The following is a 26686-nucleotide window of genomic DNA, read 5'->3' as shown; positions in this document are numbered from 1 at the left end:
GTCAGCGCAGCATCAGGCACACGTCGCCGAACTCGTGCCACAGGTAGTGCTGCCGCAGCGCCGCGTCGTACGCCTGCTGGACGACAGGACCACCGACGACGGACTCCAGCAGGAGCAGGTGGGACGCCTCGGGTGCGTGCATGCCGGTGATCAGCCCGTCGACGACCGACGCGGGCCGGTCGGGTCCGAGGACCAGATCGGTCCAGCCGCTCGACGCCAGCACCGATCCGCTCGGCAGGGCGCTCGACTCGATCGCGCGGACGGCCGTGGTACCGACGGCGATCACCCGGCCGCCGTTCGCCTTCACCCAGTTGACCAGCCGCGCGGTGTGCTCCGGCACGGCGTACCGCTCGGGCAGTGGCGGCTCGTGGCTCTCCAGCGACGAAACCCCACAGTGCAAGAGGATCGGCGCGATCAGTACGCCGGATGCCGCCAGCTGACTGACCAGCTCGAAGCTGAACGGCCTGCCGGCACTGGGCATCTCCGCCGAACCAGGCTGGTTGGCGAACACGGTCTGGTACAGCGCGAGCGGCCACTGCCGGTCGACGTACTTGTAGCTGATCGGCCGCCCGTGCTTGCGCAGGTACTCGACCACATCGGCCGCCGGCGGATCTGCTCGCCACAGCCGCGTCGAGCCTTCCTGGTACGGCGCCAGCAAAGTCAGTACGCCGTCCGGCAACTCCACCTGATCACCGATCGCGCCGCCGAGCATCGGTGAGCCACCGTTGCGCAGCTCGATCACCCAGGTGCCGTCGTCGAGCGCGGTCGAGAAGTGCACCACCACAGGCGCTACTCCCGAGCCGGTGATCCACGAGCCGTCGACAGCGGCGGCCAGCGTGCCGGAGGTGTTCACCAGCAGCAGGTCGCCCGGCCGCAGGTGCTCACCGATCCGGTCGAACCGGGTGTGCCGCACGGTCGACCCCTCCGCGACCAGCAGCTTCACCTGGTCCCGCGCCAGACCTCGGGCCTCCGGCGGCTCGACGGCGTTCAGTTCGTCGGGCAGCGTGAATCTCGTCTGTGGATGGACTTTCACGACGCCTCCGCCGGTGCGAACTCGGACGCCCGGTAGCGACCGCTCGCCGGCCGGCTGTCCAGCAACGCGAGCAGCGCCGGTACGACGGCCGCCGGCTCCGGCCGGTCCGAGATGTCCTCACCCGGGAAGGCCGCCTGGTGCATCGCGGTCCGCAGGTCGCCCGGATCCACGGCGTACACGGCGAGCCCGGGATGCTCGGCCGCCAGTACGGCACTCGCGTGATCGAGCGCCGCCTTCGCCGATCCGTAGCCGCCCCAGCCTTCGTAGGCCTCGACGGCCGCGTCGGAGCTGACGTTCAGCACGATCCCGTTCGCTTTGCCCAGTTCGGGAATCAGCGCCTGGGCCAGTGCGATCGGCGCGATCACGTCGACCTCGTACACCCGGCGCAGCTCGTCGAGATCGGCGGCGGCCAACGGCTGCAGCGGACTCGGGCCGAGGTAGCTCGCGTTGTTGACCAGGAGATCGAGCCGGCCGAGTTCGCCGACCGCGTCCACCAGATCGGCGCGGTGCTCGGCGTCGGTGACGTCGCCGGCCAGCGGGACGACGTCGGTCTTGGCGGCCAACTGGTCGGCCGCGTCCTTGAGCGCGTCGGCTCCCCGAGCGTCGATGATCAGCGACCATCCACGCTCGGCGAGCCCCTGCGCGAGCGCCAGCCCGAGGCCGGCCGACGCTCCGGTGACAACAGCAACAGGACGATTCTGCGAAGGAGTCATGCCGGTTACTGTGTTACCTCAAGTCAACTTGAGGTCAAGAGCTGTAGATCTCGTACTCCGACAACTGGCCCGCCGGCCACCCGGTGTTACCGGTGACGGTGAGCCGGACGTAGCGCGTGCTGACGGCACTCGGCAGCGTGATCGTCGCAGTGTTGCCAGAGCCCGGGTCGAAGGTGCGACCGGCCGCACCGGCAAGCTGCGTGTACGACGAGTTGGTGGTGCTGCCGAGCACCGCGATGGTCTGGGTGCGGGTGCCCCAGGCCGAGCTCGGCGGCAGCTTCAGCACCAGCCGCTTGACGGTCTGGTTGCTGCCGAGGTCGACGGTGATCGACTGCGGCCACGCGTTGTTCGCGCTTTCCCAGTAGCTGTTGGCGTTTCCGTCGACCGTGTTGGCCGGCACGTAGTTCTGTACCTGACTGGTCGCCGTGATCTGCTTGCCCGCGGCAAGATTGCCGGTCGGCGTCCCGGGATCGGTCCCGCCACCCGTGCCGGGCGCGACCCAGGCGCAGCCGCTCCACGTCGAGTCCCAACCACTGCTGCCGGAACCGCGGTTCAGCGCGAACGTGCCACCGGGGTACGCGCAGTTGTAGACGCCGGCCCGGCCGACGCCACTGGCCTGGACGTTGCTGATCGACGCCGATCCGGTCGTCTCGGCCTGGAACGCGAACGTCCCGGCCCCCTCGATCGAACCGCCGTCCACGGTCACGTTCTGCACCGGCCGCCCGGCGCCACCACCGTCCACGAACTGGTACGCCGACCACGGACTAGCAACCAACCGGTTATTTGTCAGCCGGACCTGCGCGTTGATCTGACTGTCGTACGCGTCCACGCGGATGGCGCCGTGCGGGTGGTTCTGGCCCCAGTTGGGGTTCATCGCGCCGGTCCGGATCAGCGTGTTGCCGGAGACGTTGATCGTGCCCGCGAGCGGGAAGAACGGCGAGCCGAACGACTGGTTCGAGATCGCGATCCCGCCGCCGAGCGCGTTGGTGTCGGCGATCAGGTTGTCCCGGACCGTCATGTCGGTGCCGCCGTAGATCGCGATGCCGTTCGCCAGGTTCGGCTGCACGATCGTGTTGTTGGCGAAGGTGGAGCCGCGGTTGGCCGCGTGCAGCGACCAGGCGGCGAGTGCGTCGTCGCCCTGGTTGCGCAGGTAGTTGTTCCGGATCTGCGCGTTGTTCGCGGTCCCGTTCAGGTTCAGGCCGTCGGCGGTCATGTCGTAGAACCGGTTGTTCTCGACCACCAGGTTGTCGTTGTTGCCGGTCAGCCACAAGCCGACCTTGAGGTGCTGCAGCCACAGCCCGGAGACCACCGAGTTCGGGCCGAGACTGCCGTTGACGAAGTTGTCCGGCGAGTTGTCGTTGCGCTCGGTCACCTCGCCGATCACCGCGAAGTCGTGCAGCTTCACGTTGCCGCCGCCGTTCGGGCGGTCGATCAGGTGGTGGCTGAGCAGCACCGAGTGCCAGCGCCCGGCGCCGCGGATCGTCACGCCGTCGGGGTTGATCGTGCCGCCGACCTTGAACCGGCCGACCGGGATCCAGACCACGCCGCCGGAGCCGCGGGCGGCGTCGATCGCCTGCTGGATGGCGCCGGTGGAGTCGCTGTTGCCGTTCGGGTCCGCGCCGCGGTCGGTGATCGAGATCGAGCCACCCGGCTGACCGGCCGGGCCGGCGACGTTCTCGAACTCGACGTCGTCGATCGTGTACGGGCCGGCGGTGTTCTCGCCGTCGACCTGCAGCTTGATCTTCGCGCCGGCGTTCACGGTCCGGCCGAGCTGGAGCCGGGCGTGGTCGTAGAGCTTGTGGGTGCGCGAACCGGCGATCCAGCTCGTGTCGACGTAGCTGTACTTCGAGGTCACGGCGAGTTGCTGGGACAGCTTCTGGCCGTCCACGTAGACCGACAGGGTGCCGGACCGGCCGTCCGGAACGGCGTACGCGACGGTGATCGCGTTGGTGGTGGCCGGTGCGGTGAACTCGACGTACTGGCCGCCGTTGAGCGTGACGGCCTGCCGGTTCGAGGCCTCGGCGGCGAGCGTGCCCTGGGCGTAGCTCGGGCCGATCCTGCTGCCGTTGGTGGCCGAGCTCTCGGCCTCGACGATGGTGAAGGGGAGTGTCGCGCCGACGGCCTGGACGGCGGTCGGGGAGGCTGCCGCGGGGGACAGGCCGAGGCCGGCCAGAGCTGTCGAGGCGACAGCGAGCGCGGCGAAGTGTCTGGGGGCGGACATCGCGAACCTTCCTTGGGGCGGTCAGGAGAAGGAAATTTCTTGACGTGTTCCCGCAAAATACCTACAGACACCGCTAGCTGTCACTATGTCGCGAGTGACGGGGTTACGTGAGCGCTGGAACGACCTCATCCCGGGCGCGGCCGTGCTGGCCGACGACCTGGCCGCGCGCTACCGCGCGGACGACCGGCGCGCCTACCGCGATCAGTACCTGCACCGGGTCCTCGACGCACTCGGCACGCTGGACCAGCTCAGCACCGATCCGACGGCGGTCTACCTCGCCGCTTGGTTCCACCGGGCCGTCCACGAGCCGGGCGGGCAGTCGGACGCCGAGGCCTCGGCGGTGCTGGCCGAGCAGGAGCTGCCGTCGTACCACGTGACCGCGGCGCGGACCGCCGAGGTCGCCCGCCTGATCCGCCTGACCGGTACGCCGCCTCCATGGTCCGACGACCTGTCCGACCCGAACGCCTACGTCCTGCTCGACGCCGTCAACGCGACCGCCGCCGGACCCAACTACGCGACGCACGCCGTGGAAGTACGGCGCGACGCCCCCGACCGCAGTACGGCGATCAAACTGCGGCACGCCCTCGTGCAACGACTGCTCGACGGACCGATCTTCCGGACACAACTCGGCCGGGACCGGTACGCCGCGGCCGCGCGCGCGAATCTCGCCAGGGAACTGGAGGTCCTGGACGGTGAGATCCCGGCGCCCTGGCGTGGTTGGCAACGCGCGGCGCTGGTCGGCGTCGCCGTGATCAGCCCACTGCTCGCCGCCGCTGCCTCATTCGGGGCGACCGGTAGCTCGTGGCAGTCCGGCGCTGACGGCGGGTCCGCGTGGCCGGCCTGGGTGCTCAACCTGGTCGCGCTGGCCTCGGTCTTCCTGCTCCAGAAGATTGCCCGCAGCAACAATCGTCGGGCGCGGGTGCTCGCCGGGGTGTTCAGCACTGCTGCGGTGGCCGGCCTGGTGATCGCGGTTCTGCTGATCCCGGACCGGACACCGTCGAACGGTCCCGGTGGACGGGTGCCGCTGGTGATCATCAGCCTGGGCCTGCTGCTGATCGGCGGTCTCGCCGCCTTGGCCGCGAGCACCCTGACCGCACCGCTTCCCGCGCGCAACCGTGGACAGTTGGTTGCCGCCCTGTTGGCGGCCGCTGCCGTGGTGGCCGCCACCGTGTTCGTCGCCGACCCGGTCGGGCGAAGCTACCTGCTGCAGGCGAACGAGCAGATCACCGGTACGACGGCACCCGAGGTCCAGGCGCCGCGGTCCGAACTGGGCGGACGGATCGCCTGGGTCAGCCCGACGACCTCACTGCGCGCGGACGCGGTGTCCGACGCGGTGGCGACCCGGCACGGCATCGCGATCTCGCGGCAGACCGGCACGGTCGAGATGCTCGACCCGGGGTCGGGCGAGGTGCGCTGGCGCTACAGCCGGTCCGACACCGCCGCACGGCCGAGGCTGTACGCCGCGGGCGACGGCCAGCTGCTGCTCGCGGACTTCGACGACTTCGGCTACCTGATGCTCGACGCCGCGACCGGACGTCGTACGCCCGGCTGGCCGCGCTCGAGCACCCGGGACCACTCGATCGAGAACGCGGACCCGCTGCTGACCGGGAAGCAGGTCTCGAAGGGGTCCGACAAGTTGCGCGGGCTGGACGCTGACGGGAAGGACCGCTGGACCTTCGAGCCCGGGCGCTGCACCAGCATCGGCGCGACCGCGACGGCGGACACCGTGGTGACGTTCCTCGGCCACAGTTGCGGAGGGAAGCCGGACGAGCTGACCGCGCTGGACCTCGAGACCGGCAAGCAGCTGTGGTCGCGGCCGGCGGACTGGCAGGGCGTGACGCGGCTGGTGTTCGACGGGCTGGTCGTCGTACTGGAGAACCGTGAAGGGTCGCCAGGAGTACTGGTCGCGATCGAGGCGCGGACCGGTGAGGTCAAGTGGCGCTGGGACCTGCCGACCACCTGGGCCTGCGACAGCAAGGTCGCCGCGGCCGGGCGGCAGGTGGTCCTGCTGAACTGCCCGTCGAAGGCCGCGAAGCAGAGCGCGGTGGTGGCGACGGTGCTCGACGCCCAGACCGGGAACCTCGCCTGGCAGCGCACGGTGCCGGGCGATCTCAGTGTCCGGTCCACGATCACCGGCGACGCGCGCGTCGTCTCGGTCCGGGAGACCACGCACGGCTGCGACCTCACTGTCCTCACCTCGACCGGCCAGCGGCGGGTCGCGCTGCCGGACGAGGTCGAGTGCCGCCGGGGAATCCATGCCCTGGGCAACCAGCTCCTGGTCTCCGGCGAGGACACCGTGATCGCTCTGCGCTAGTTCTCCGGGAGCAGGATTCCTGGGCTGAGGACGTTGTTCGGGTCGAGCACTCGCTTGACCGCCTGCAGGCTCTCGATCGCCAGCGGGCCGATCTCGGCGGCGTACGCGTCGCGGTGATCGGTCCCGACGCCGTGGTGGTGCGTGATCGTCCCACCGGCCGCGGCGATCGCCGTACTGGCTGCTGTCTTCGCCTGCCGCCACTGCCCGATCGGGTCCTCGGCCTGCGCGCAGACGACAGTGAAGTAGAGCGACGCGCCCGTCTCGTACACGTGCGACACGTGGCAGAGCACCAGCGGCGGCGTGCCTTGATCACCGAGCGACTTCACCAGCGCATCCGTCACGGCCGCCTTGAGCGCGGGGAGCTTCGACCAGAACCCGGCCGTCTCCAAGGTCTCCACCAGCGCGCCCTCGTCGAGCAGCGGATCCCGCAGGTACGGCGCGCGGTAGCGGCCCTTGCGCCAGGTCTCACCCGCTTCCTCGCCCAACGGCTCGCCGCCCGCGTCCACGAGCACCTCGGCCACAGCAGCACGTCGTACGGCGGTCGCCGTGCCCTCGAACCCGACGATCGCCTGTACGCCGCTCGCCCCACCGAGCACCTCGGGATCGGCCAGGTTCACCGCTGTCTCGGCCTCGTCGGACAGCCGCAGCACGGTCGGCAACGGCCCGTCCTGCGCGAGCCGGCGGATCGCGTCCAGGCCCTGCGCGAAGCTCCCGAACCGCCAGCCCTCGAAGAACCGCTCGACCGGCCGCGGCCGGATCCGCACCACCACCGAGGTGATGATCCCGAGCGCTCCCTCCGACCCGAGCCAGAGCTGCCGCAGATCGGGACCCGCCGCGGACATCGGCGCCCGGCCGAGCTCGACCGTTCCGCGCGGCGTCGCGACCGTCACCCCGACCACCATCTGGTCGAACCGCCCGTACCCGGCCGACGACTGCCCACTCGACCGCGTCGCCGCGTACCCACCGATCGAGGCGCCCTCGTAGGACTGCGGGAAGTGCCCGAGCGTGTAGCCCTCGTCCTTCAGCGCCGCCTCAGCCGCCGTCCCTCGGAGCCCAGCCCCCAGTCGCACCGTCCGCGAGATCTCGTCCAACTCGTCGACCTGATCCAGCCGCCGCAGATCCATCGCAACAAAAGACCTGCTCGGCGCCAGCCCACCCACCACAGACGTCCCACCCGCGTAGGGCACCACCGCCAGTCCCAGCTCCGAACAGACCCGCAGGACGCCCAGCACATCCTCGTGCGACCCCGGGAAGAGAACAGCCTCCGGCATGTCCGCCCGATCGCCCGCCCGGGCCCGCAGCAGATCAGGCGTTGAGTAACCACGGGTATGCGCCCACCGGCTGTCTGAGTCGACCTTCACATGCTCGACACCGAGTAACTCGACCAAAGCCCCCGGGGCTTCGCCGTCTACTACTTGCTCCGCCTCTACAGCTACACCGGTACGGCGTACTCCCAGATGCTTCAGCGCCGCGAGTGCTGCTTCCGGGACCTCGACCGTCTGGGCGGGGTCGCCCCAGCGGCCGGGCGTGAGTTGCACCACCGGCAGGTCGGACTCGGTCATGCGGCACTCCCCATCGGTGGGTTCGGGAGGTACCGTCCGACTAGTTCCGGCACCTTGGACTCGCTGATACACTCTGACGTGTGATGTCTCAGCGTAGCAGCGACCTCGAGTCGACCCCGTCGGCCCGTCCCACCCCCGCCAACGCGATCGGCGAGGAGCGGATCCTCGACGCGGCGTACGAGCTGCTGCTGGCGATCGGCATGCGCCGGATGACGATGGCCGACATCGCCCGGCACGCCGAGGTCTCCCGCGCGACCCTCTACCGCCGCTGGCCCAACGTGCAGGCCGTCGTCGCCGCGCTGATGACCCGGGAGTGGACGACCGCGCTGATGTCCGCCTTCCAGCCCGACGCCGTCGACGGCCGCGCCCGGCTGGTCGAGGGCGTCGTCGAGGTGGTCGGCAAGACCCGCACCCACCCGCTGATGCGCAAGATCATCGAGCTCGACCCCGAGTTCCTCACGCCGTACCTGCTGGAGCGCCGCGGCAGCAGCACGGTCGCGCACCTCGCGCTGGTCGCCGAGGGCATCAAGGCCGGTCAGGCCGACGGCTCGATCCGCGGCGGCGACCCCGACTGGCTGTCGCGCCAGATCATCCTGGTCTCGCTCGCCTCCGCGGTGTCCGGACCGGTCCTCGCCTCCCACGAGGAGTACCCGCTGCTCGACGACGAGCTCCGCGCGATGCTGAACCGCTACCTGGTGCCGGAATGATCTCGGTCGGCAACTCCAGCCTCAACGCCGCCCGGCGGACCAAGGAGCTCGACTGGCTGGACACCCGCCGGCAGGTCGACGTCCTGGTCGTCGGTGGCGGGGTGACCGGTGCCGGCGTCGCGCTCGACGCGGCCGCTCGCGGGCTGACCGTCGCCCTGGTGGAGAAGCACGACCTCGCCTTCGGGACCAGCCGCTGGAGCTCGAAGCTGGTGCACGGCGGCCTGCGCTACCTCGCGTCCGGACACGTCGGCATCGCGTACGAGAGCGCCGTCGAGCGCGGCATCCTGATGAAGACCACCGCGCCGCACCTGGTCCACCCCGTCCCGCAGGTCGCGCCTTGGTTGCCTGAGGCAAGGTTCATGCAGGCGGCGCTGCTGCGCTCGGCCTTCCTCGGCGGCGACGTACTGCGGACCTTCGCGCACACCAGCGACGACTATCTTCCGCACTCCCGCCGCGTCAGCTCGGCCGAGGTCCTGCGCTACGCGCCCACCGTCCGGCCGCACGGTCTGCGCGGCGGCTTCCTGACCTGGGACGGCCAGCTGTACGACGACGCCCGGCTCGTCGTCGCGATCGCCCGGACCGCAGCCTTGTACGGCGCCCGCGTGCTGACCCGCTGCTCGGCCGAGCAGGTTACCGGCCAGGGCGCGGTCGTCGTCGATCAGCTGAGCGGCCGTCGCATCGACGTCTCGGCGCGGATGGTGGTCAACGCCGGCGGCATCTGGGCCGACCAGGTCGCCACCGGGATCAAGCTGCGCCCGAGCCGCGGGACGCACCTGGTGCTGCCGCAGTCGGTGTTCGGCGAGCTGTCCGCCGTACTGACCGTGCCGGTGCCGGGGGAGCCGCGGCGGGTGGTGATGGCGATCCCCGCGCCGGACGGCCGGGTGTACGTCGGGCTGACCGACGAGGACGCGCCGGGCCCGGTCAGCGACGTACCGCAGGCCAGCGACGCCGAGATCGACTTCCTGCTCGGCACGATCAGCGCGGCGGTGCGCGAGCCGATCACCCGCTCCGACCTGCTCGGCACGTACGCCGGACTGCGACCGCTGCTCGACACCGGCCACCAACGGGGCGAGGACAAGACCGCCGACATCTCCCGGCGGCACGCGGTGATCACCGGACCGGACGGGCTGGTGACGATCGTCGGCGGCAAGCTCACGACGTACCGCCGGATGGCACAGGACGCACTCGACGCCGCCCTGAAGCAGTCCTCACTGGAGGTCCGGCGGCCCTGTCTGACCCACCGCATCCCCCTGGTCGGCGCAGCCGACCGCTCCCGCCTCGCAACGGTCCGCGCCCCGGCCCGCTTCGTCCACCGCTACGGCACCGAGGCCCCCGACGTCATCACCGGCGACCGCGCCCTACTCGAGCCGGTGGCCCCGGGCCTGGCCACAACCCACGCCGAACTCCGCTTCGCCGTACGGCACGAGGGAGCCCTCGACGAAGACGACGTCCTGGACCGCCGAACCCGCCTAGGCCTCTCCGCCGCCGACCGAGACCTCGCCCTCCCCGCGGTCAGAGCAGCCTTCGCCGCAGTCTGACCCGACACACCCCCGGCCCAACCCGACACACCCCCGGCCCAACCCGACACACCCTCAGTCCAACCCGAAACCCACCAAATAGTCGCCCCACCAGGCGCACGAAATCCACCTACACCCTGCCGCCCAGTCGGCTCTTTCCTTCCCTTGCTTTCCCCACCTTCCCCCCAGCTGACCTGTGGAAAAGTCCCAAAGCGCTCCCACCACCAGATAACTTGGGGAGTAGCCGCGACCTGGGGAGGTGGGGATCGTGAGTCAGCCGTATCCAGGCCAGGGTCCGTACCCCGGCAGTCATCCGCAGAACGTCGGCCAGTTCCACGGCGGCCCGCCGCCGGGCGCGCCACCGAAGTACCGCGCGCTCGGCCGGCTCGGCAAGGTCGCCGTCGCGCTGATGGCCGGGACCGTGCTGGTCAGCGTGATCCAGACGATCCTGATGTGGCTGTCGTACGACGACGTGAAGCGTCTGGTCTACGGCCTGCTGTCCGAGGACGAGATCGACACCGGCGCCGAAGCGGTCGTAGGCGCGGGACCACTGCTCGACGGACTCGGGTACCTCTTCGCAGCCGCCGGGATCGTCGTGGTGATCTGGCTCTGGCAGGCCCGGGAGAACACGGAGATCCTCAAGCCGCCCTTCGCGACGACGTACCAGGGCGGCTACGACGCGGCCCCCGGCGCACACCGGCACTCGACCGGCTGGACGGTCGGCGGCTGGCTCTGCCCGGTGGTCCAGTTCTGGTACCCGTTGCAGGTCGTCGGGGACGTGATCCGCGCCAGCGAGCCGCCGAACCAGCCGGGCATCGCCCGCTCGGGCCGGATCCGCTCGCTGCTGTTCGGCTGGTGGGCGGCCTGGGTCGCCTTCTGCGTCGTCGCGGTCGGCGGCGGGCTGTTCGCGGGGATCAGCTTCATCACCTGGTTCATCCGTTTGGTCAACCGCGCCGACGAGGCCAACCTGACCGGTGACTACGTCGACATCTACGACCTCCAGGACTATCTGGTCCGGCTCGCGCTCGGGATCAACATCGCGTTCACGGTCGGCACTGTGCTGCTGATCGTGGCAGGAGTGACGTTCTCGCTGCTGCTGCTCCAGGTCAGCAGCTGGCACGACGACCGCGAGCCGCAGTCCGGCGTACCGCTCGGGCCGACGCTGCCGTACAGCTCGCCCTCGTACCTGCCGCCGGTCGACCGCACCCCGCAGTACGCACCTCGCCCGCCGCAGGCCAACCCGTACGACAACGGGCCGTACCAGGCTCCGCCGGCTCAGGCTCCTCGTCCTGGCGGTCCCTACGGTCCAGGCGGGTACGGCGGCACCACGGGCTCGAGCCCGAACGGCCCCGGCCCGACGCACCCGCCGGACCTGAGCCCGCCGGCACCGCGCGCCGATCCGCCGAGGTCCCCTTGGCCGACCCGCGAAGGCGGCCCACCGGAGTACCCGTCCGGCTCGCGCTGACCGTCAGCTGAGCCGGCAGAGCACGGCACTCGCGTCGTCGTGCCGCTTGCCCCGGAAACTGCCGTCAGCCGCGGCGACGTCGTACGCCCGCACGCGATCGATCAGCTCCCGCGGCCCGCCGGACTCCAAGACGGCGACCAGCTCGTCCCACGAGTGCCCGTACCGCTCGGCGTACCGTGACGCTCCGTCGGTCATCACGGCCACCGACGCCACCTGCTCGCGCGGCGTCGTACCGGACAAGGCCTCGTACGCCGCCGCCGGCAGTGTGCTCGCCACCCAGAACCCACCCGGCTGGTTCCGCGCCTTCCGCACCGCCTCGAACGTGTACTCCGGCAGGTAGTCGACCCGGTCGTCCGCGACCGTCGTCACCCACCCGTCGGGAGCCCGCAGCACCACCGGCGAATCCGCGAGCACCAGGTGCTCGACGCTCTCCGCTCCGGCTCGCACCATCGCCACGGTCGACGACGGGCTGTCCGGGTTGGTCAGATCGCATGTCCCCGCATGCAGAGCCCCGACCCCGGCGATCGCCTCCGCCAGCAGGTCGGCCAGCGACGCCGCCGACCGCCCGATCAGCGGCACAGCCAACTGCGTCCCCAACTGCCGAACCAGCCAGGTCACGTCATGCCGGCACCCCGACTCCACCCCGGCGCCGGCCGTCGCCCCGTCCAGCACCACCACGAAGTCCGGCCCGCTCACCACCAGGTCCTCGTTCACTCCCACGAGCCGATCAGGAGCACCCTCACACACCGACCAGATCTGCACAGGTCCATTCAACCCGGCGACCACCCCCGATGGTTGCCGAGGGTTCCTGGCATCCACCCCCGGCACACCGGAGAGCAGACCCGGCGCAGCTTTCCAAGTCGGAACACCCGACAGATCTCCCCGACAGTTGCCTGCAGCACCGATTCCTACACGCGGGCCCCCTGCGCCACCCCCACCTCGCGCTCTTCCCACGTATCAGCAAGCGACTGATCAAGCGACACCCGCGGCGTCCACCCGACCGTCCTCTCGATCAGCCGCGTATCAGCCTGCTGCCAAGCCACCGAGCCGGCCGAGGAACCCGCATGCTCCGCGTGCACCCTGCCCTCGACCACCGTGGCGCCCGTCCCACTCAGCTCGATCAACCGGTGCACCACGTCCCGCGACAGCGCCGCCTGACCAGAACCGACGTTCAGCACCGGCGGCGGCTTCTCCTCGGTCAACGCGACCGCCAGCACGGCGTCGGCGACATCGCGGACGTCGACGTGGTCCCGCCACGCCTCCAACGAGCCCATCTCCAGCGTGTCCGTCTCCTGGACCTGCCGCACGACCCGCCCGAGCAGCGTGCTCGCCGGCGACCCCGGACCGCTGATGTTGAACGGCCGGACGACGACCGCGTCCGCGCCGTTGCGCCGGGCCCGCAGGACCAGCTCGGACCCGGCCAGCTTGGTGAACCCGTACGCCGCCTCTGGCCGCACCTCGGCGTCCTCGCCCTGGCTGGTCCCGTGCACCGCACCGCCGTACTCGGCGGCGGAGCCCATCTGGACCAGGCGGGCGTTGTTCGCCGTCCGCTGCATCGCCGACAGCAGCGCCTCGACCGCGACCACGTTCCCACGGGTCAGCGCGAGGGTGTCGCCGGACGTCGCGGCCGCCGCGTTGACGATCACCGTCGGCTTGTACATCGCGACCAGCGCGTCGAGGGCGTAGCAGTGCCCGGTGGCCAGGTCGAAGCGCCGGTGTGGATCACCCGTGCTCCGGGTCATCCCGCGGTGCTCGATCCCGCGCTCGGTCAGCAGCGCGCAAATCCGGGCTCCGAGGAAGCCGCCGGCGCCGAACACCATCACCCGCTCCGATCCGGTCACCCGGCCCATCTTGCCTCTCCGGGTTGTCGATCGGAGAAACTTTGTCCGTCGAGGTCGTCACAATGCTCATCACAGCCCCGCGCCGCGGGGACCGAGAGGAGACCTTGTGGCCAACCGCCGTCCGCCCACCACCGAGTCCACGGTGCGCGACTGGAACGACGCCGACCCGTCGGGCCAGACCTATACCAGGGTCCTCTTCCTGGACTCGGACCTGACCGAGGTGGCCAACATCGGGGGCGTGTTCGAGGAGTGCGTGTTCCGTGGGGTCCGGTTCAACGCCTCGACGCACACCGACGCCGCGTTCGTGAACTGCACGTTCGTGCGTTGCTCGTTCTTCGACACCACGTTCACGCGCTGCAAGCTGATGGGCAGCACCTTCGACGACTGCACGTACAACCTGCTCAAGGCCGACGGCGGCGACTGGTCGTTCACCAGCCTGCCGGGCGAGGACCTGCGCGGCGCCGAACTGAACGGGCTGAAGCTGCGGGAGGCGGACCTGACCGGCGTACGGGCCGGGAAGGCGACGCTGAGCAACATCGACCTGTCCGGAGCGATGCTCCAGCGCGCCGACTTCACCGGCGCCGACCTGCGCGGATCGGACCTCACGTCGCTCGACCCGCTGACCGTCCAGCTGCGGGATGCGATCATCGACCTGCCGCAGGCGATGGCGATCGCGCAGTCCCTCGGGCTCGACGTCCGGCCGTAGCTGTGGGTGAAGTTGTGGACAGCTGGAAAGTTATCCCCCGACTCGTCCACAACCTGTGGATAACTTCCCACTCTCCGTGTTTGGCGGGTCGTCGTACGGCGGAATCGGTGACTCAGCGCAGTCGAGCGACCGGCCGGAGGCGACTCGTCCGCTGAACCATCGCAGGCCGGGCCGGGAGATCGGTCCGGCGGTGCCGCGCCGGCGGACGCCCGCGCATTGTCAGCAACGCGGCGTGCTCCACGACGTACTCGGGGCTGGTCAGCGGCTGCGTCCGGTTCAGCGCCTGTACGCCGGCCGCGAGCCCGACGCCGGCGAAGGCTCCGAGCGTGTTCGCGATCAAGTCGTGCACCTGGCAAGAGCGGCCGAGCTGGGGGACCAGTGCCTGGATCGCCTCGACGGAGGCGGACAGTCCGATCCCCGCCGCGATCCCGTCGGCCGGACGCCCGCTGGCCAGCGTGAGCATGCCCGCGGCCGGGACGAAGAGCAGCACGTTGAGCAGACCCTGGAGCGAGGTGAGTCCGCCGGTCGTGGCCAGGTGCGTGCCGCACACCCCGAGCCCGCCGTGGTTCGCCGTCGGGCTCAGCGTCGCCGCGAGGACGAGCGCGAACGAGGCCGGCAGGAACAGCGACGCCAGCCGGGGGACGAGCCGGTCACCACGCCGCCGTACCGCCGAGACGGCGATCGGGATCGCCATCCCGGTGAGAACGAGCCACGTGTCCAGCAGGTGCGGGATGCCGCGATAGGTCTCGAGCACGTATCCGGATCCTCCGTCGTCAACCGGCCCACGCGCGCCCGACCGGACCGCACGCGAAACACAACGTCAGTGGTTCTCGCCCTCGTTCGCTTCCAGGTCAGACGTTCCATCGATCCCGCACCCGCTCGCCAGCCCCTTCCGGACATCTGCACGCACCCGCAAGCAAACGGTGGTCGGCCCGTGACAATCCGTAGCCGAACTGACACGCCCTATCGGTGCCCAAGGCAACATCCATCGGCAGTCCCGGACCAGGCGGCGAACGCGGCGCTCGACCGTGCGCCCCGGCGATGGCACCATTTCGAGGGTGAGCACCTCGGACGAGACGCAACGGCTGCGGGACCTCAAGCTGCTGCGCCGGGTCCGGGACCGGATCGACCGCGAGTACGCACGGCCACTGGACGTCGAGGCGCTCGCCCGCGGGGTGAACATGTCGGCCGGGCACCTGAGCCGGCAGTTCAAGCTCGCGTACGGCGAAGCGCCGTACGGGTACCTGATGACGCGCCGGATCGAGCGCGCGATGGCCCTGCTGCGGCGCGGCGACGTGAGCGTGACCGACGTCTGCTTCCAGGTCGGGTTCTCCTCGCTGGGGACCTTCAGCACCCGGTTCACCGAGCTGGTCGGGATGCCGCCGAGCACCTACCGCCAGCAGGTCCGGCCGCCGGTCGAGCCGCCGTCCTGCATCACCAAGAAGGTCGCCAGACCGATCAGGAATCAAGAAGCACCGCCGGCCTGGCCGCCAGTAGCGTGAACGCCATGACAACCCACGGAGACCTCAGAGTTCACGCCAGCTTCCTGCCGCACGACGACCCCGACGCCGCGATCGCCTTCTACCGCGACACGCTCGGCTTCGAGGTCCGCAACGACGTCGGCCAGGGCACGATCCGGTGGATCACGATCGGCTTCGAGAGCCAGCCGGACACCCAGATCGTGCTGCACCCGCCGCTCGTCGACCCCGGACTCACCGACGACGAACGCCGCACCATCACCGAGATGATGGCCAAGGGCACCTTCGCCACGATCGTGCTGGCCACCAAGGACCTGGACGGCCTGTTCGACAAGGTCCAGGCCACCGGCGCCGAGGTGATCCAGGAGCCGACCGACCAGCCGTACGGCGTCCGCGACTGCGCCTTCCGCGACCCGGCCGGCAACCACGTCCGCATCAACCAGTTGACCTGAGCCGGTTCCGACCTCACCCGCCGACCACTTGACCGACGGAGCACCGATGACCCCCAGAGCCACCAAGGCAGCCGCGAAGAAGGCCCCGGCCCGCCCGGCGTACGACGCCGACAGCCACGACCTGATCCGCGTGCACGGCGCCCGCGAGAACAACCTCAAGGACGTCAGCATCGAGCTGCCGAAGCGCCGGCTGACCGTGTTCACCGGCGTCTCGGGGTCGGGCAAGAGCTCGCTCGTGTTCGGCACGATCGCCGCGGAGTCGCAGCGGCTGATCAACGAGACCTACAGCACCTTCGTCCAGGGCTTCATGCCGTCGCAGGCACGGCCCGAGGTCGACGTACTGGAGGGCCTGACCACCGCGATCATCGTCGGCCAGGAGCGGATGGGGTCGAACCCGCGCTCCACGGTCGGGACCGCCACCGACGCCAACGCGATGCTGCGGATCCTGTACAGCCGCCTCGGGACGCCGTACGTCGGATCGCCGCAGGCGTTCTCGTTCAACGTCGCCTCGATCAGCGGCGCCGGCGCGGTCAAGATCGAGAAGCACGGGCAGACCGTGAAGGAGCGCCGCAGCTTCTCCATCACCGGCGGGATGTGCCCGCGCTGCGAGGGCCGCGGCTCGGTCTCGGACATCGACCTGACCCAGCTGTACGACGAGAACAAGTCGCTGTCCGAGGGCGCGTTCACCATCCCGGGCTGGAAGTCGGACAGCTTCTGGACCGTCCGCGTGTACGCCGAGTCCGGTTTCGTCGACCCGGACAAGCCGATCAAGAAGTACACCAAGAAGGAGCTGCAGGACTTCCTCTACAAGGACGCGGTGAAGGTCAAGGTCGACGGCGTCAACCTCACCTACGAGGGCCTGATCCCGAAGATCCAGAAGTCGTTCCTGTCCAAGGACGTCGAGTCGATGCAGCCGCACATCCGCGCGTTCGTCGAGCGGGCGGTCACCTTCACCACCTGCCCGGAGTGCGATGGCACCCGGCTCACGCCGGAGGCGCGCGCCTCGAAGATCGAGGGGATCAGCATCGCCGACGCGTGCGCGATGCAGATCAGCGACCTGGCCGAGTGGGTCCGCAAGCTCGACGAGCCGTCGGTCGCGCCGCTGCTGTCGGCGCTCGGCGAGACGCTCGACTCGTTCGTCGACATCGGCCTCGGATACCTGAGCCTCGAGCGCCCGGCCGGCACGCTGTCCGGCGGTGAAGCCCAACGCACGAAGATGATCCGGCACCTCGGATCGCCGCTGACCGACGTCACGTACGTCTTCGACGAGCCGACGATCGGCCTGCATCCGCACGACATCCAGCGGATGAACGAGCTCCTCCTGCAACTGCGCGACAAGGGCAACACGGTCCTCGTCGTCGAGCACAAGCCGGAAGCGATCGCGATCGCCGACCACGTCGTCGACCTCGGCCCGGAGGCCGGTACGGCGGGCGGCCAGGTCGTCTTCGAGGGCACGGTCGAGGGACTGCGCGCTGCCGACACCCTGACCGGGCGGCACCTGGACGACCGCGCTCTTCTGAAGCCGGAGGTGCGTACGCCGACCGATCGTCTGGAGATTCGTGGCGCGAGCACGAACAACCTGCAGGACGTCGACGTCGACATCCCGCTCGGCGCGCTCGTCGTCGTCACCGGCGTGGCCGGCTCGGGCAAGAGCTCGCTGATCCACGGCTCGGTGGCGAAGCGCGACGGCGTGATCTCGGTCGACCAGGGCGCGATCAAGGGTTCACGGCGCAGCAACCCGGCGACGTACACGGGTCTGCTGGAGCCGATCCGCAAGGCGTTCGCGAAGGCCAACGGCGTGAAGCCGGCCCTGTTCAGCGCGAACTCCGAGGGCGCCTGCCCGAACTGCAACGGCGCCGGCGTCATCTACACCGACCTCGGCATCATGGCCAGCATCACCACCACCTGCGAGGTCTGCGAGGGCAAGCGCTTCTCGGCCGACGTCCTGGAGTACACCTTCGGCGGCAAGGACATCAGCGAGGTCCTCGCCCTTCCGGTCTCCGAGGCCCTCGACTTCTTCGCCGACGGCGACGCGAAAACGCCGGCCGCCCACAAGATCCTCCAGAACCTCGCCGACGTAGGCCTCGGCTACATCAGCCTCGGCCAGCCCCTCACCACCCTCTCCGGTGGCGAACGCCAACGCCTGAAGCTCGCCACCCACATGTCCGAGAAGGGCGGCATCTACGTCCTCGACGAACCCACCACCGGTCTGCACCTGGCCGACGTAGAGCAACTGCTGGCGCTGCTCGACAAGCTGGTCGACTCCGGCAAGTCCGTCATCGTCATCGAGCACCACCAGGCCGTGATGGCCCACGCCGACTGGATCATCGACCTCGGCCCCGGCCCCGGCCACGACGGCGGCCACATCGTCTTCGAAGGCACCCCCGCGGCCCTGGTCAAAACCCGCAAAACCCTCACCGCCAAACACCTCGCCGAGTACATCGGCGGCTGACTTGCCGAGAGCCCGCCCACCTCTCCGGTGCGCGGGCTCTTAGGAGCTACCGATCCACCGGTAGTAAGAGTCCATATCGACGTTGCCGCCGCAGACCACGGTGACCACGTGCCGTCCCGCGAACCGGTCGCGATTCTCGAGCATCGCCGCGACTCCTAGCGCCCCGGACGGTTCGACCACGAGCCCCGCGTCGTGCAGCAGCATCCGCAGCCCCGTGATGATCGACTCCTCCTGCACCAGTACGGCGTCATCCGCGACCACCAACAGGTCGTCCAGCACCTCGGCAATCGGGAACCGCCCAGCAACCCCGTCAGCGATCGTGACCGCGGAATCGGTCGTCACCACCCGCCGCTCCCGCCAGGAACGAGTCATCGCCGGCGCTCCCTCCGGCTGCACACAAATCACCTCGACCCCAGGCGCCAGCTCCTTCAGCACCTGCCCGATCCCGGTCGCCATCGCCCCGCCACCGAGCGCAACCAGTACGACGTCGAACGCCACCCCGCTCTCCACCAGCTCGAGCCCGATGGTCGCCGCGCCCTCACACGTCTCCAGATCCAAGCTGTCTTCCAGCAGCCGCACCCCTTCGCCGGCAGCAAGCTCAGCCGCCCGCTGACGAGCCAACTCGTGATCCCCGTCCACGAGTTCCAGCCGGGCACCCAACGCCCGAATCCGCTCGAGCTTCACCGCGGGCGCGAACCGGGACGCCACCACGGTCACGTCCAGCTCTCGCCCCCGAGCCGACCAGGCCAGCGCCTGCCCCAGGTTCCCGGCACTCGCACAGACCACCGCCCGCTGCCCACCCCGAACGAGGCCGTCAGCAACCAACTCGGTGCCACGCCCCTTGAAGCTCCGCACCGGATTGGCGGTCTCCAGCTTGATGCTCACCCGACTACCCAGCCGAGCCCCCAACGCCTCACACTCGTAGAACGGCGACCCGAGAAACACCGGATCGATCACCGTCCGCCCCGCCCGAATCCGCCCCAGGTCAAGCCGCGTCTCCCACATACCCACCGACCCTACGTGTCATACCCGAGCCCGTCCCACGGTTCCGGCGTACGGCACGCGATAGTCGTCATGGCACGATCGTGAAGCGCGCGGGGCTCTGTCCAAAGAACTTTCTTCTGTCACCCTGTCGAATCCCCCGGATTCCGTTCGTTGCGTGGGTACGGCGGACAGCGGGTCCGCTCGAGCCGAAGGAGCAGAGATGCCCGAGTACCTCCTCTACTTCAACCAGCAGTGGGTGGGCGACCACACCGACGAGTGGATCGCCGAGCGCGGACCACTCGCCGCAGCAGCCGTCGACGAGATGAAGGCCGCCGGCGTCTACGTCTTCGCCGGGGGACTGGAGGTCGACGGCCCGGCGTACGCCGTGGACCCCACCGGCGGCGAGGTCGTCATCACCGACGGCCCGTACGTCGAGTCGAAGGAGTTCCTGGGCGGTTTCACCGTCGTCAGCGTCCCCGACGACGAGACCGCCAAAGTATGGGCAGCCAAGATCTCCACAGCCTGCGGCTGGCCCCACGAAATCCGCCGCTTCGGTTCCCAGTCCCCGCCCGAGTGACCCAGCCGGCTCCGCTTCCTCGCCGCCCCCGGCCGAGGAAGCGGAACGGCCCGGTAGAAGTCCCGTCGCTCGCACCGACCCCGGTTGTTACTTTCGCCCCATGACCGACCAGAGCAACGAAGCCCTCATCACCACCGCCGGGTCCGTCCTGCATCCCCACCACGTCGACGGCCGAACCTTCGGCGACGTGGCCGCCGCCCTCGTCACCGACGCCGGCAACGTGTACGTCGGCGTCTGCATCGACACCCCGTGCGGCACCGGTTTCTGCGCCGAGCACTCCGCCATCGCCGCGATGGTGACCGCCCGCGAGTACAAGATCGCGAAAATCGTCGCCGTCTGGCAAGGCGAAGACACCCTGCACGCCGTACCTCCGTGCGGCCGCTGCCGAGAGTTCATCCACCAGATCGACCCAGCAAACCTCGACACCGAGGTCGTCCTAGGCCGGGACCGCACATCAAAGCTCCGCGACCTCCTCCCTGAGACTGACTGGCCTGTGCCGAACTGAACGTTGCTGGATTCTCGGCTGGCTCAGTCCCCACCCATGACTGCGGCGATGTCATGCCCTGTGGTGATCGGGCTTCAGTGGCCTGTTGCGCCGTCGATCGCCTCTCGGATGATGTCGGCGTGACCGTTGTGCCGCGCGGTTTCCTGCACCATGTGGACCAAGATCGCCCGCAAGTTCGCCTCCGCTCCCGACGGCGTCGTGACCACATCGTCGAGCCCGCCGGCGGCCACGACGGCCCGGGCCCGCTCGCAGGTCCGCACGTACTGCCCGACCAGGGCATCAGCCGTCTCATCCGGACCGACACGAAACTCCGCATCTGGCTCACCGTCGGTTGCGAAGAGATCCGGCTCGGGCAACCCTCCGTAGATCTTGAGGAACCAGCCGTGCTCCGTCTCGGCCAGGTGTTTCACCACCCCCAACAGACTGAGTCCCGACGCCGTCATCGGCCGCCGCAACTGCTCTCCATCAAGCCCTTCCAGCTTGCGAAGCAGAGTGGCGCGATGGAAGTCGAGCTGCTGGGTCAACGTGTCGCGCTCGTCTGCCAGCCGACTCGGCACGACCCGCTCCACGGGCGACTTAAAGACCATCCGCCAACAGTACGATCAGGGTGCGACCAAGCAGAGGAACTACGAGCCACTGGCAACCGCGGTGATGCGCAATCGGCCCGCCGCCAACGGAAGACGGAGCTAACCGGCGGGCTTCGCGGGATCTTGGAGACTGTCGGCGGCCCAGGAAGATTGGCCAACCCGCCGGACCACGCGGGTGGTCACCGCGGGGCGAGAGCCCACCGCTCGCGCGCGAGCGCACAACTCCGGGTGGGCCGGAGCTCGCGTGGGACGAAAAGTACTCGGTGGAGACGAGGGGACTCGAACCCCCCAACCCCTGCCTCGCGAAGGCGGTTGTAGCGCTCCCGGTGACCTGAGCGGTGGGCCGTCAAGCGTGGGCTCGACCGGTTGAGCCCGCTGGCACGTTCTCGTTGGGGCACGCGGAGGGCACGCGATGTCCTGATCAGGTCAGGGGCTCGTGGGCCATTCTTCGCGGAGCACTGCGTAGGTGAAGCCGTCGTGCCAAGTGCCATCGCGGTGCAAAGCAGTGGAACGGCTGTGTTCTTCACGGCGCAGACCAAGGCGTTCCATGAGACGCCACGACGCGGTGTTATCGGCGAAGCATCCGGCGTGAATCCGCCGCAGCTTGAGCTGGTCGAAGCACAGTTCGATGGTGGCTCTGACGGCTTCGGTGGCGTAGCCCTGTCCTCCATATGTCGGGTCGAACATCCATCCAAGTTCGGCCTCCAAGCCCTTGGCGCGGATCGCGACATCCATCTGCGCCCAACTGTCGCGCGGCATGACCATGATGTGACCGATGACCGTGGAGGCAAGACGAACCATGACGTGTGTGGTGTTGCTCGACTTGCTCTCCATCGCGTCGCGGAGTTCGTCGCGCGTGCGCGGTGCCCAGCCGAGCCAGCGCTGGACCTGGGGGAGCTGTTCGTAGGCCCACAAGGCATCTAGATCGTCTGGCTTGTAGCCGCGGAGAGATAGACGTTCGGTGCTCACTGGCCACTCGATGGGCGTCACCCCGGAGAGGGTAGCCAGATCGCGGTGTGTCCGGTCAGTTCGATCTCCATATCTGCCCCGTCCCTGACAGCTGCCAACCCCAGGCCAGCGCGGCGCGGTCAAGAGTCGGCTTGCCGATCCCGTAGGTACGCCTCTGGCGGGACGACTGGCCAAGTCCACTGGGGATCCCGCGAGTGGTCACCGCGGGCGATAGCCCGCCACTGCGCTCGCCAGCGCGCCAACCTCGGTGGGGCGGGAGCGGCCGCGTAGCACGCGACGAAGGAGCGGGCGTAGCGGACGCGTGGGGAAGATGCCGGCGCCGGGTGACAAACGCCGATCGGCCGGACGTGTGCAAGTGGTCGAAGCGGGCGATAGCCCGCCACCCGCGCGCCAGCGCGCACACCTCAGGGTGGGTGGGAGCACGCGTAGCTGTCGCCTGGAGGAGCGCAGCGACGGAAGGCGGCTGCGGAGCTCGCGTGGGATGAAAAGTACTCGGTGGAGACGAGGGGACTCGAACCCCTAACCCCTGCCTTGCAAAGGCAGTGCTCTGCCAGTTGAGCTACGCCCCCGTGGGGGTGATCAGCGGCCCGGGGTGACCGGGTCGACGGCCTCGGCCCAGAGGTCCTGCTCGGCGCGGGCCTGCTGGGTCTTCTTGTAGACGAAGTATCCACCGACACTCGCCAGCAGTACCAGCAGAATCTTCTTCAGCACCGGGACTCCTTGGATCGGCGTCGATCAGGGTTTTGTGGGCCTAACTGGATTTGAACCAGTGACCTCTGCCTTATCAGGGCAGCGCTCTAACCAACTGAGCTATAGGCCCGCACTTGCGGGGTCGAACCGGAGAGAGATTACCGCACCGAGGGCCCGACTCCCAAATCCGATCGGGCCTGCGGGAGGCCCGATCGGAGGCGTTCGCGGGAGCGGCTCAGTCCTCGGACGCGAGCGTCACTTCGAGGCCGCCGAGCAGCGTGGCGGCGATGTTGTAGAGGAAGGATCCGAGCGTCGCCAGTGCCGTGATGATCAGCACGTCGGCGCAGGCCAGCAGGGTGGTGAAGCCCATCACCTTGCCGGTGTTGACGTAGTTCTCGATGTCGAACGGCTCGGCCGCCGGGGTGCCGAGCACCTCGGTGACGGTGTTGTTGATGTTGTCGAACACGCCGGCCGCGCCGATCGCCGACCAGACGATGAACACCGCGACCCAGGTCACGATGCCGAACGCGATCGACAGCAGGAACGCCGTCTTCATCACCGACCAGGGATCGACCCGGGACAGCCGCAGCCGGGCCTTGCGGACCTGGCCGCGTGACCGGGCGACCGGCTCGGTGTCTTCGGCGGCGCGGGTCTTGTCGGCGGCCGCGTCCTTGACCGCGGCGGCCTTCTCCAGCACGGCCGCCTTCGCCGCGCTGACCCGGTCCCCGAAGCTCTCGCCCTTGCCCGGCGTGCTCACCTTCCCGGTCTGCCCGTACGACGGGGTGGCGGGCGTCGTGCCCACCTTCGCCGCAGCGCCGGCGCCGCCAACCGGCGTACCGGTAGCCCGAGCCGGCGAACCGGTACGAGCCGGGCTGACGCCAGGCGTCGAGCCGGCCGTGCCGCCACTTGGCAGCCGCTGCTCCGGACGCCCAGGCGTGCTCGGCGCCGGGCGACCCGCCTGAGAAGGCGCCGGGGCCGGCTTGGACACCGGGCGCACCGGCGGCTGCTGCGGCGGCCGGGCCGGCGTACCGGGCTGGGCTGCCGGGCGGCCCGCGGCCCGCGGATCCCCGGAACGGGGGTCGGCCGGGCCGTTCGGGCTCGCCGGTCGCGGCTGGGAGCCGTTGGTACGACCGTTGGAGGCCGGTGTGGCCGGTGGGGTGGACGCGGCCTTCCCGTTGCCACTTTGCGGCGGTCGGGACTTGGCGCTGTCCGCCCCATCAGGCCAGTTCGGCCTCGAGCGGTTGGTCATCAGATGCCCTCCTGGCCGGCGTCGTCGTCTTCGACGGTAGCCGTGCCCTCGACGTCAGTCGAATGCTGGTCATCATTCTTGACGCTCTCAGGGGCGGTTTCGGTTGTCGCTGCGTCCACATCCTGGGCACCTTCGGTGACAGGCTCGCCCGCCTCGTCGAGCTCCTCGTCACTGACGGTGAGATCGGTGTTGCGCGCGATCGCGACCACCGCGTCGGACTCGCCGACACCGGCGAACCGGACCCCCATCGTGTCGCGGCCCTTGACCGGCACGCTGTCCACCCGGCTGCGCACGACCTGGCCGCTGCTCTTGATCGCGAGCACCTGGTCGGCGTCGACCACGATCAGCGCACCGACCAGCGAACCGCGCTCGTCGTTCAGCTTGACCGCCTTGATGCCCAGACCGCCACGGCCCTGCTGCCGGTACTCCGACACCCGGCTGCGCTTGGCGTACCCGGCTCCGGTGACGGTGAAGACGTACTGCGCGTCCTCCTCCGAGCCGGCCCGGATCACCGACATCGAGAGCAGCTCGTCGCCCTCGCGGAACTTCATCCCGGTGACACCGGAGGTGGCCCGGCCCATCGGCCGCAGCTGCTCGTCGTTCGCGGTGAAGCGGATCGACTGGCCCTTGCGGGAGACCAGCAGCAGGTCGTCGTCGGCGGTCGCCAGGTCGGCGCCGATCAGCTCGTCGTCGTCCTCGCGGAAGTTCACCGCGATGATGCCGCTCTGCCGGGCCGAGTCGTAGTCGGTCAGCGCCGTCTTCTTGACCAGGCCGCGCCGCGTCGCCAGGACCAGGTAGTCGCTCTGCTCGTAGTCGCGCAGCGTCAGGACCTGAGCGATCTCCTCGTCCGGCTGGAACGAGAGCAGGCCGGCGACGTGCGAGCCCTTGGCGTCGCGGGCGGACTCCGGCAGCTGCCACACCTTGGCCCGGTAGACCCGGCCCTTGGTGGTGAAGAACAGCATCCAGTGGTGGTTCGTGGTGGCGAAGAAGTGGCCGATCTCGTCCTCGGCCCGCATCGTCGCGCCACGGACGCCCTTGCCGCCGCGGTTCTGCGTCCGGTACAGGTCGGTCTTGGTGCGCTTGGCGTAGCCGCCGCGGGTGATCGTCACCACGACGTCCTCGTCCGGCACCAGGTCCTGCACGGACAGGTCGCCGTCGGCTGCGATGATCTGCGTACGCCGGTCGTCGCCGAACTTCTCGACGATCTCGGCCAGCTCGTCGCGGACGATGTGCCGCTGCCGGACCGGGTCGGCCAGGATGTCCTCGAGGTCGGCGATGACGGCCTCGAGCTCGGTCAGCCGGTCGACGATCTTCTGCCGCTCCAGGGCGGCCAGCCGGCGCAGCTGCATGTCCAGGATCGCCTGGGCCTGCGTCTCGTCGATGTCCAGCAGGCTGATCAGGCCCTGGCGCGCCTCTTCGACGTCGGGGCTGCGCCGGATCAGCGCGATCACCTCGTCGAGCGCGTCCAGCGCCTTCACGTACCCGCGGAAGATGTGCGCGTTCTTCTCGGCCTCACGCAGGCGGTACCGGGTCCGCCGCTGGATGACCTCGATCTGGTGGTCGATCCAGTGCGTGATGAACAGGTCCACGCTGAGCGTGCGCGGGACGCCGTCGACCAGCGCGAGCATGTTGCAGCCGAAGGTGTCCTGCAGCTGCGTGTGCTTGTAGAGGTTGTTCAGTACGACGCGCGGCTGCGCGTCCCGCTTCAGCACGATCACCAGGCGCTGGCCGGTCCGCGACGAGGTGTCGTCGCGGATGTCGGCGATCCCGGTCATCTTGCCGGTGTTCACCAGCTCGGCGATCTTCTGCGCCAGGTTGTCCGGGTTGACCATGTACGGCAGCTGGCTGACGACCAGGCTGGTCCGGCCCTTGGCGTCCTCCTCGATGTCGACCACCGCGCGCATCGTGACCGAGCCACGACCGGTGCGGTAGGCGTCGTCGATGCCCTTGTAGCCGACGATCAGGGCGCCGTTCGGGAAGTCCGGGCCCTTGATGTTCTCCATGCACGCGGCCAGGACCTCTTCCTGGGTCGCGTCCGGGTGCTCGAGGCACCAGTTCGCGGCCGCGGCGACCTCGCGCAGGTTGTGCGGCGGGATCTGGGTCGCCATCCCGACCGCGATGCCGGCCGAGCCGTTGACCAGCAGGTTCGGGAAGCGGGCCGGCAGGATCACCGGCTCCTGCGAGCGGCCGTCGTAGTTGGGGCGGAAGTCGACCGTCTCCTGGTCGATGTCGCGCACCATCTCCATCGCCAGCGGAGCAAGCCGGCACTCCGTGTACCGCATGGCGGCGGCCGGGTCGTTGCCCGGGGAACCGAAGTTGCCCTGGCTCTGGATCATCGGCGCGCGCATCACCCACGGCTGCGCGAGCCGGACCAGGGTGTCGTAGATCGCCGAGTCGCCGTGCGGGTGGTACTGACCCATCACGTCACCGACGATGCGGGAGCACTTGGAGAAGCCGCGGTCCGGGCGGTAGCCGCCGTCGTACATCGCGTAGAGGATCCGCCGGTGCACCGGCTTCAGTCCGTCGCGCACCTCGGGCAGCGCGCGGCCGACGATCACGGCCATCGCGTAGTCGAGGTACGACTGCTGCATCTCCGTCTGCAGATCGAGGGGCTCGATCCGGTCGTGTCCCGGTGAAATGGGGGTCTCGGTCATGTGAAGCTCG

23 protein-coding genes and 2 tRNA genes are annotated in these 26686 nt (G+C 69.5%); 10 read left to right on the top strand and 15 right to left on the bottom strand.

Annotation, left to right across the window (positions count from 1 at the left end):
- Nucleotide 1: 1 nt before the first annotated feature.
- Genes HDA39_RS29870 through HDA39_RS29860 form a run of 3 tightly spaced genes read right to left on the bottom strand, consistent with a single transcriptional unit; the run spans nucleotide 2 to nucleotide 3967 of the window.
- Nucleotides 2-1033: an S-adenosylmethionine:tRNA ribosyltransferase-isomerase gene (locus HDA39_RS29870; protein WP_184800815.1), complete on the bottom strand. Its 1032-nt coding sequence runs from the start codon at nucleotides 1031-1033 to the stop codon at nucleotides 2-4.
- Nucleotides 1030-1746, bottom strand: a complete 717-nt coding sequence (locus HDA39_RS29865) for an SDR family NAD(P)-dependent oxidoreductase (protein ID WP_184800813.1) — start codon at nucleotides 1744-1746, stop codon at nucleotides 1030-1032. Before HDA39_RS29865 ends, HDA39_RS29870 begins: the two co-directional genes overlap by 4 nt.
- A 34-nt stretch (nucleotides 1747-1780) precedes the next feature.
- Entirely contained in the window at nucleotides 1781-3967 is a 2187-nt protein-coding gene (locus HDA39_RS29860; RefSeq protein ID WP_184800811.1) for a discoidin domain-containing protein, read from the bottom strand.
- A gap of 85 nt (nucleotides 3968-4052) precedes the next feature.
- Between HDA39_RS29860 and HDA39_RS29855 the strand changes: the two genes are divergently transcribed.
- Nucleotides 4053-6281, top strand: coding sequence for an outer membrane protein assembly factor BamB family protein (locus HDA39_RS29855; RefSeq protein ID WP_184800809.1), 2229 nt, complete (start codon nucleotides 4053-4055; stop codon nucleotides 6279-6281).
- Here HDA39_RS29855 and HDA39_RS29850 read toward each other — a convergent pair.
- Nucleotides 6278-7843, bottom strand: coding sequence for an FAD-binding oxidoreductase (locus HDA39_RS29850; protein WP_184800807.1), 1566 nt, complete (start codon nucleotides 7841-7843; stop codon nucleotides 6278-6280). The genes HDA39_RS29855 and HDA39_RS29850 overlap by 4 nt on opposite strands.
- Before the next feature lie 83 nt (nucleotides 7844-7926).
- Here HDA39_RS29850 and HDA39_RS29845 point away from each other — a divergent pair, with 83 nt between their 5' ends.
- The 3 genes from HDA39_RS29845 (at nucleotide 7927) to HDA39_RS29835 (ending at nucleotide 11532) form a co-directional block, all read left to right on the top strand.
- Nucleotides 7927-8550 carry a TetR/AcrR family transcriptional regulator gene (locus tag HDA39_RS29845; protein ID WP_184800805.1) on the top strand — a complete coding sequence of 208 codons (624 nt, stop codon included), beginning with the start codon at nucleotides 7927-7929 and terminating at the stop codon, nucleotides 8548-8550.
- On the top strand, nucleotides 8547-10088 hold the full coding sequence (locus HDA39_RS29840; protein ID WP_184800803.1) for a glycerol-3-phosphate dehydrogenase/oxidase: 1542 nt from the start codon (nucleotides 8547-8549) through the stop codon (nucleotides 10086-10088). Before HDA39_RS29845 ends, HDA39_RS29840 begins: the two co-directional genes overlap by 4 nt.
- A 247-nt stretch (nucleotides 10089-10335) precedes the next feature.
- Entirely contained in the window at nucleotides 10336-11532 is a 1197-nt protein-coding gene (locus HDA39_RS29835; RefSeq protein ID WP_184800801.1) for a DUF4328 domain-containing protein, read from the top strand.
- A gap of 3 nt (nucleotides 11533-11535) precedes the next feature.
- On the opposite strand, the gene HDA39_RS29830 is transcribed toward HDA39_RS29835, so the two are convergent.
- The gene (locus HDA39_RS29830) at nucleotides 11536-12246 is read right to left on the bottom strand and encodes a protein phosphatase 2C domain-containing protein (RefSeq protein WP_337925948.1); all 711 of its coding nucleotides are present in this window, start codon (nucleotides 12244-12246) and stop codon (nucleotides 11536-11538) included.
- A gap of 194 nt (nucleotides 12247-12440) precedes the next feature.
- The gene (locus tag HDA39_RS29825) at nucleotides 12441-13373 is read right to left on the bottom strand and encodes an NAD-dependent epimerase/dehydratase family protein (RefSeq protein WP_337925947.1); all 933 of its coding nucleotides are present in this window, start codon (nucleotides 13371-13373) and stop codon (nucleotides 12441-12443) included.
- 106 nt (nucleotides 13374-13479) lie between these two features.
- Between HDA39_RS29825 and HDA39_RS43450 the strand changes: the two genes are divergently transcribed.
- On the top strand, nucleotides 13480-14079 hold the full coding sequence (locus HDA39_RS43450) for a pentapeptide repeat-containing protein (RefSeq protein WP_184800799.1): 600 nt from the start codon (nucleotides 13480-13482) through the stop codon (nucleotides 14077-14079).
- A gap of 112 nt (nucleotides 14080-14191) precedes the next feature.
- Here the strand turns inward: HDA39_RS43450 and HDA39_RS43445 are convergent, their stop codons facing one another.
- Nucleotides 14192-14833 carry a VanZ family protein gene (locus HDA39_RS43445; protein ID WP_184800797.1) on the bottom strand — a complete coding sequence of 214 codons (642 nt, stop codon included), beginning with the start codon at nucleotides 14831-14833 and terminating at the stop codon, nucleotides 14192-14194.
- 304 nt (nucleotides 14834-15137) lie between these two features.
- Between HDA39_RS43445 and HDA39_RS29810 the strand changes: the two genes are divergently transcribed.
- The 3 genes from HDA39_RS29810 to HDA39_RS29800 are packed head-to-tail and all read left to right on the top strand — an operon-like array spanning nucleotide 15138 to nucleotide 18461.
- Entirely contained in the window at nucleotides 15138-15581 is a 444-nt protein-coding gene (locus HDA39_RS29810; RefSeq protein ID WP_184800795.1) for a helix-turn-helix domain-containing protein, read from the top strand.
- A 5-nt stretch (nucleotides 15582-15586) separates the two neighbouring features.
- Nucleotides 15587-16009, top strand: coding sequence for a VOC family protein (locus HDA39_RS29805; protein WP_184800793.1), 423 nt, complete (start codon nucleotides 15587-15589; stop codon nucleotides 16007-16009).
- A 46-nt stretch (nucleotides 16010-16055) separates the two neighbouring features.
- On the top strand, nucleotides 16056-18461 hold the full coding sequence (locus HDA39_RS29800) for an ATP-binding cassette domain-containing protein (RefSeq protein ID WP_184800791.1): 2406 nt from the start codon (nucleotides 16056-16058) through the stop codon (nucleotides 18459-18461).
- 39 nt (nucleotides 18462-18500) lie between these two features.
- Here the strand turns inward: HDA39_RS29800 and HDA39_RS29795 are convergent, their stop codons facing one another.
- A complete protein-coding gene (locus HDA39_RS29795; RefSeq protein WP_184800789.1) occupies nucleotides 18501-19466 on the bottom strand; it encodes a threonine ammonia-lyase in 966 nt (321 codons plus the stop codon).
- 199 nt (nucleotides 19467-19665) lie between these two features.
- On the opposite strand from HDA39_RS29795, the gene HDA39_RS29790 reads away from it, so the two are divergent.
- Both HDA39_RS29790 and HDA39_RS29785 read left to right on the top strand, forming a co-directional pair.
- The gene (locus HDA39_RS29790) at nucleotides 19666-20022 is read left to right on the top strand and encodes a YciI family protein (RefSeq protein WP_184800786.1); all 357 of its coding nucleotides are present in this window, start codon (nucleotides 19666-19668) and stop codon (nucleotides 20020-20022) included.
- Nucleotides 20023-20122: 100 nt separating this feature from the next.
- Nucleotides 20123-20527 (top strand): cytidine deaminase family protein, encoded by a 405-nt coding sequence (locus HDA39_RS29785; protein ID WP_184800784.1) that lies wholly within the window; start codon nucleotides 20123-20125, stop codon nucleotides 20525-20527.
- A 74-nt stretch (nucleotides 20528-20601) separates the two neighbouring features.
- On the opposite strand, the gene HDA39_RS29780 is transcribed toward HDA39_RS29785, so the two are convergent.
- The 7 genes from HDA39_RS29780 to gyrA all read right to left on the bottom strand — a co-directional run bounded on the left by HDA39_RS29780 (nucleotide 20602) and on the right by gyrA (nucleotide 26613).
- Nucleotides 20602-21114, bottom strand: coding sequence for a DinB family protein (locus HDA39_RS29780; RefSeq protein ID WP_184800782.1), 513 nt, complete (start codon nucleotides 21112-21114; stop codon nucleotides 20602-20604).
- 426 nt (nucleotides 21115-21540) lie between these two features.
- Nucleotides 21541-22104, bottom strand: coding sequence for a GNAT family N-acetyltransferase (locus HDA39_RS29775; RefSeq protein WP_184800781.1), 564 nt, complete (start codon nucleotides 22102-22104; stop codon nucleotides 21541-21543).
- A 475-nt stretch (nucleotides 22105-22579) separates the two neighbouring features.
- Nucleotides 22580-22652: transfer RNA gene (locus tag HDA39_RS29770), tRNA-Ala, on the bottom strand.
- Nucleotides 22653-22662: 10 nt separating this feature from the next.
- Nucleotides 22663-22794 (bottom strand): DLW-39 family protein, encoded by a 132-nt coding sequence (locus HDA39_RS42645; RefSeq protein ID WP_420488750.1) that lies wholly within the window; start codon nucleotides 22792-22794, stop codon nucleotides 22663-22665.
- Between the two features lie 35 nt (nucleotides 22795-22829).
- A tRNA-Ile gene (locus HDA39_RS29765) sits at nucleotides 22830-22903 on the bottom strand.
- 105 nt (nucleotides 22904-23008) lie between these two features.
- On the bottom strand, nucleotides 23009-24022 hold the full coding sequence (locus HDA39_RS41915; RefSeq protein ID WP_202893157.1) for a DUF3566 domain-containing protein: 1014 nt from the start codon (nucleotides 24020-24022) through the stop codon (nucleotides 23009-23011).
- On the bottom strand, nucleotides 24022-26613 hold the full coding sequence (gene gyrA / locus HDA39_RS29755) for a DNA gyrase subunit A (protein ID WP_420488805.1): 2592 nt from the start codon (nucleotides 26611-26613) through the stop codon (nucleotides 24022-24024). The genes HDA39_RS41915 and gyrA overlap by 1 nt, the downstream gene beginning before the upstream one ends.
- Between the last annotated feature and the right edge of the window lie 73 nt (nucleotides 26614-26686).

It is taken from the genome of Kribbella italica, from assembly GCF_014205135.1.
Classification (GTDB): domain Bacteria; phylum Actinomycetota; class Actinomycetes; order Propionibacteriales; family Kribbellaceae; genus Kribbella; species Kribbella italica.
The sequence above is the reverse complement of the archived record's forward strand: the minus strand, read 5'-3'. Positions and strand labels throughout refer to the sequence as shown.

Coding starts and splice junctions, on each gene's coding strand:
- HDA39_RS29865 (WP_184800813.1), bottom strand. CDS start 1,746: ATGACTCCTTCGCAGAATCGTCCTGTTGCTGTTGTCACCGGAGCGTCG.
- HDA39_RS29860 (WP_184800811.1), bottom strand. CDS start 3,967: ATGTCCGCCCCCAGACACTTCGCCGCGCTCGCTGTCGCCTCGACAGCT.
- HDA39_RS29855 (WP_184800809.1), top strand. CDS start 4,053: ATGTCGCGAGTGACGGGGTTACGTGAGCGCTGGAACGACCTCATCCCG.
- HDA39_RS29850 (WP_184800807.1), bottom strand. CDS start 7,843: ATGACCGAGTCCGACCTGCCGGTGGTGCAACTCACGCCCGGCCGCTGG.
- HDA39_RS29845 (WP_184800805.1), top strand. CDS start 7,927: ATGTCTCAGCGTAGCAGCGACCTCGAGTCGACCCCGTCGGCCCGTCCC.
- HDA39_RS29840 (WP_184800803.1), top strand. CDS start 8,547: ATGATCTCGGTCGGCAACTCCAGCCTCAACGCCGCCCGGCGGACCAAG.
- HDA39_RS29805 (WP_184800793.1), top strand. CDS start 15,587: ATGACAACCCACGGAGACCTCAGAGTTCACGCCAGCTTCCTGCCGCAC.
- HDA39_RS29800 (WP_184800791.1), top strand. CDS start 16,056: ATGACCCCCAGAGCCACCAAGGCAGCCGCGAAGAAGGCCCCGGCCCGC.
- HDA39_RS29795 (WP_184800789.1), bottom strand. CDS start 19,466: ATGTGGGAGACGCGGCTTGACCTGGGGCGGATTCGGGCGGGGCGGACG.
- HDA39_RS29790 (WP_184800786.1), top strand. CDS start 19,666: ATGCCCGAGTACCTCCTCTACTTCAACCAGCAGTGGGTGGGCGACCAC.
- HDA39_RS29785 (WP_184800784.1), top strand. CDS start 20,123: ATGACCGACCAGAGCAACGAAGCCCTCATCACCACCGCCGGGTCCGTC.
- HDA39_RS29780 (WP_184800782.1), bottom strand. CDS start 21,114: ATGGTCTTTAAGTCGCCCGTGGAGCGGGTCGTGCCGAGTCGGCTGGCA.
- HDA39_RS41915 (WP_202893157.1), bottom strand. CDS start 24,022: ATGACCAACCGCTCGAGGCCGAACTGGCCTGATGGGGCGGACAGCGCC.
- gyrA (WP_420488805.1), bottom strand. CDS start 26,613: ATGCAGCAGTCGTACCTCGACTACGCGATGGCCGTGATCGTCGGCCGC.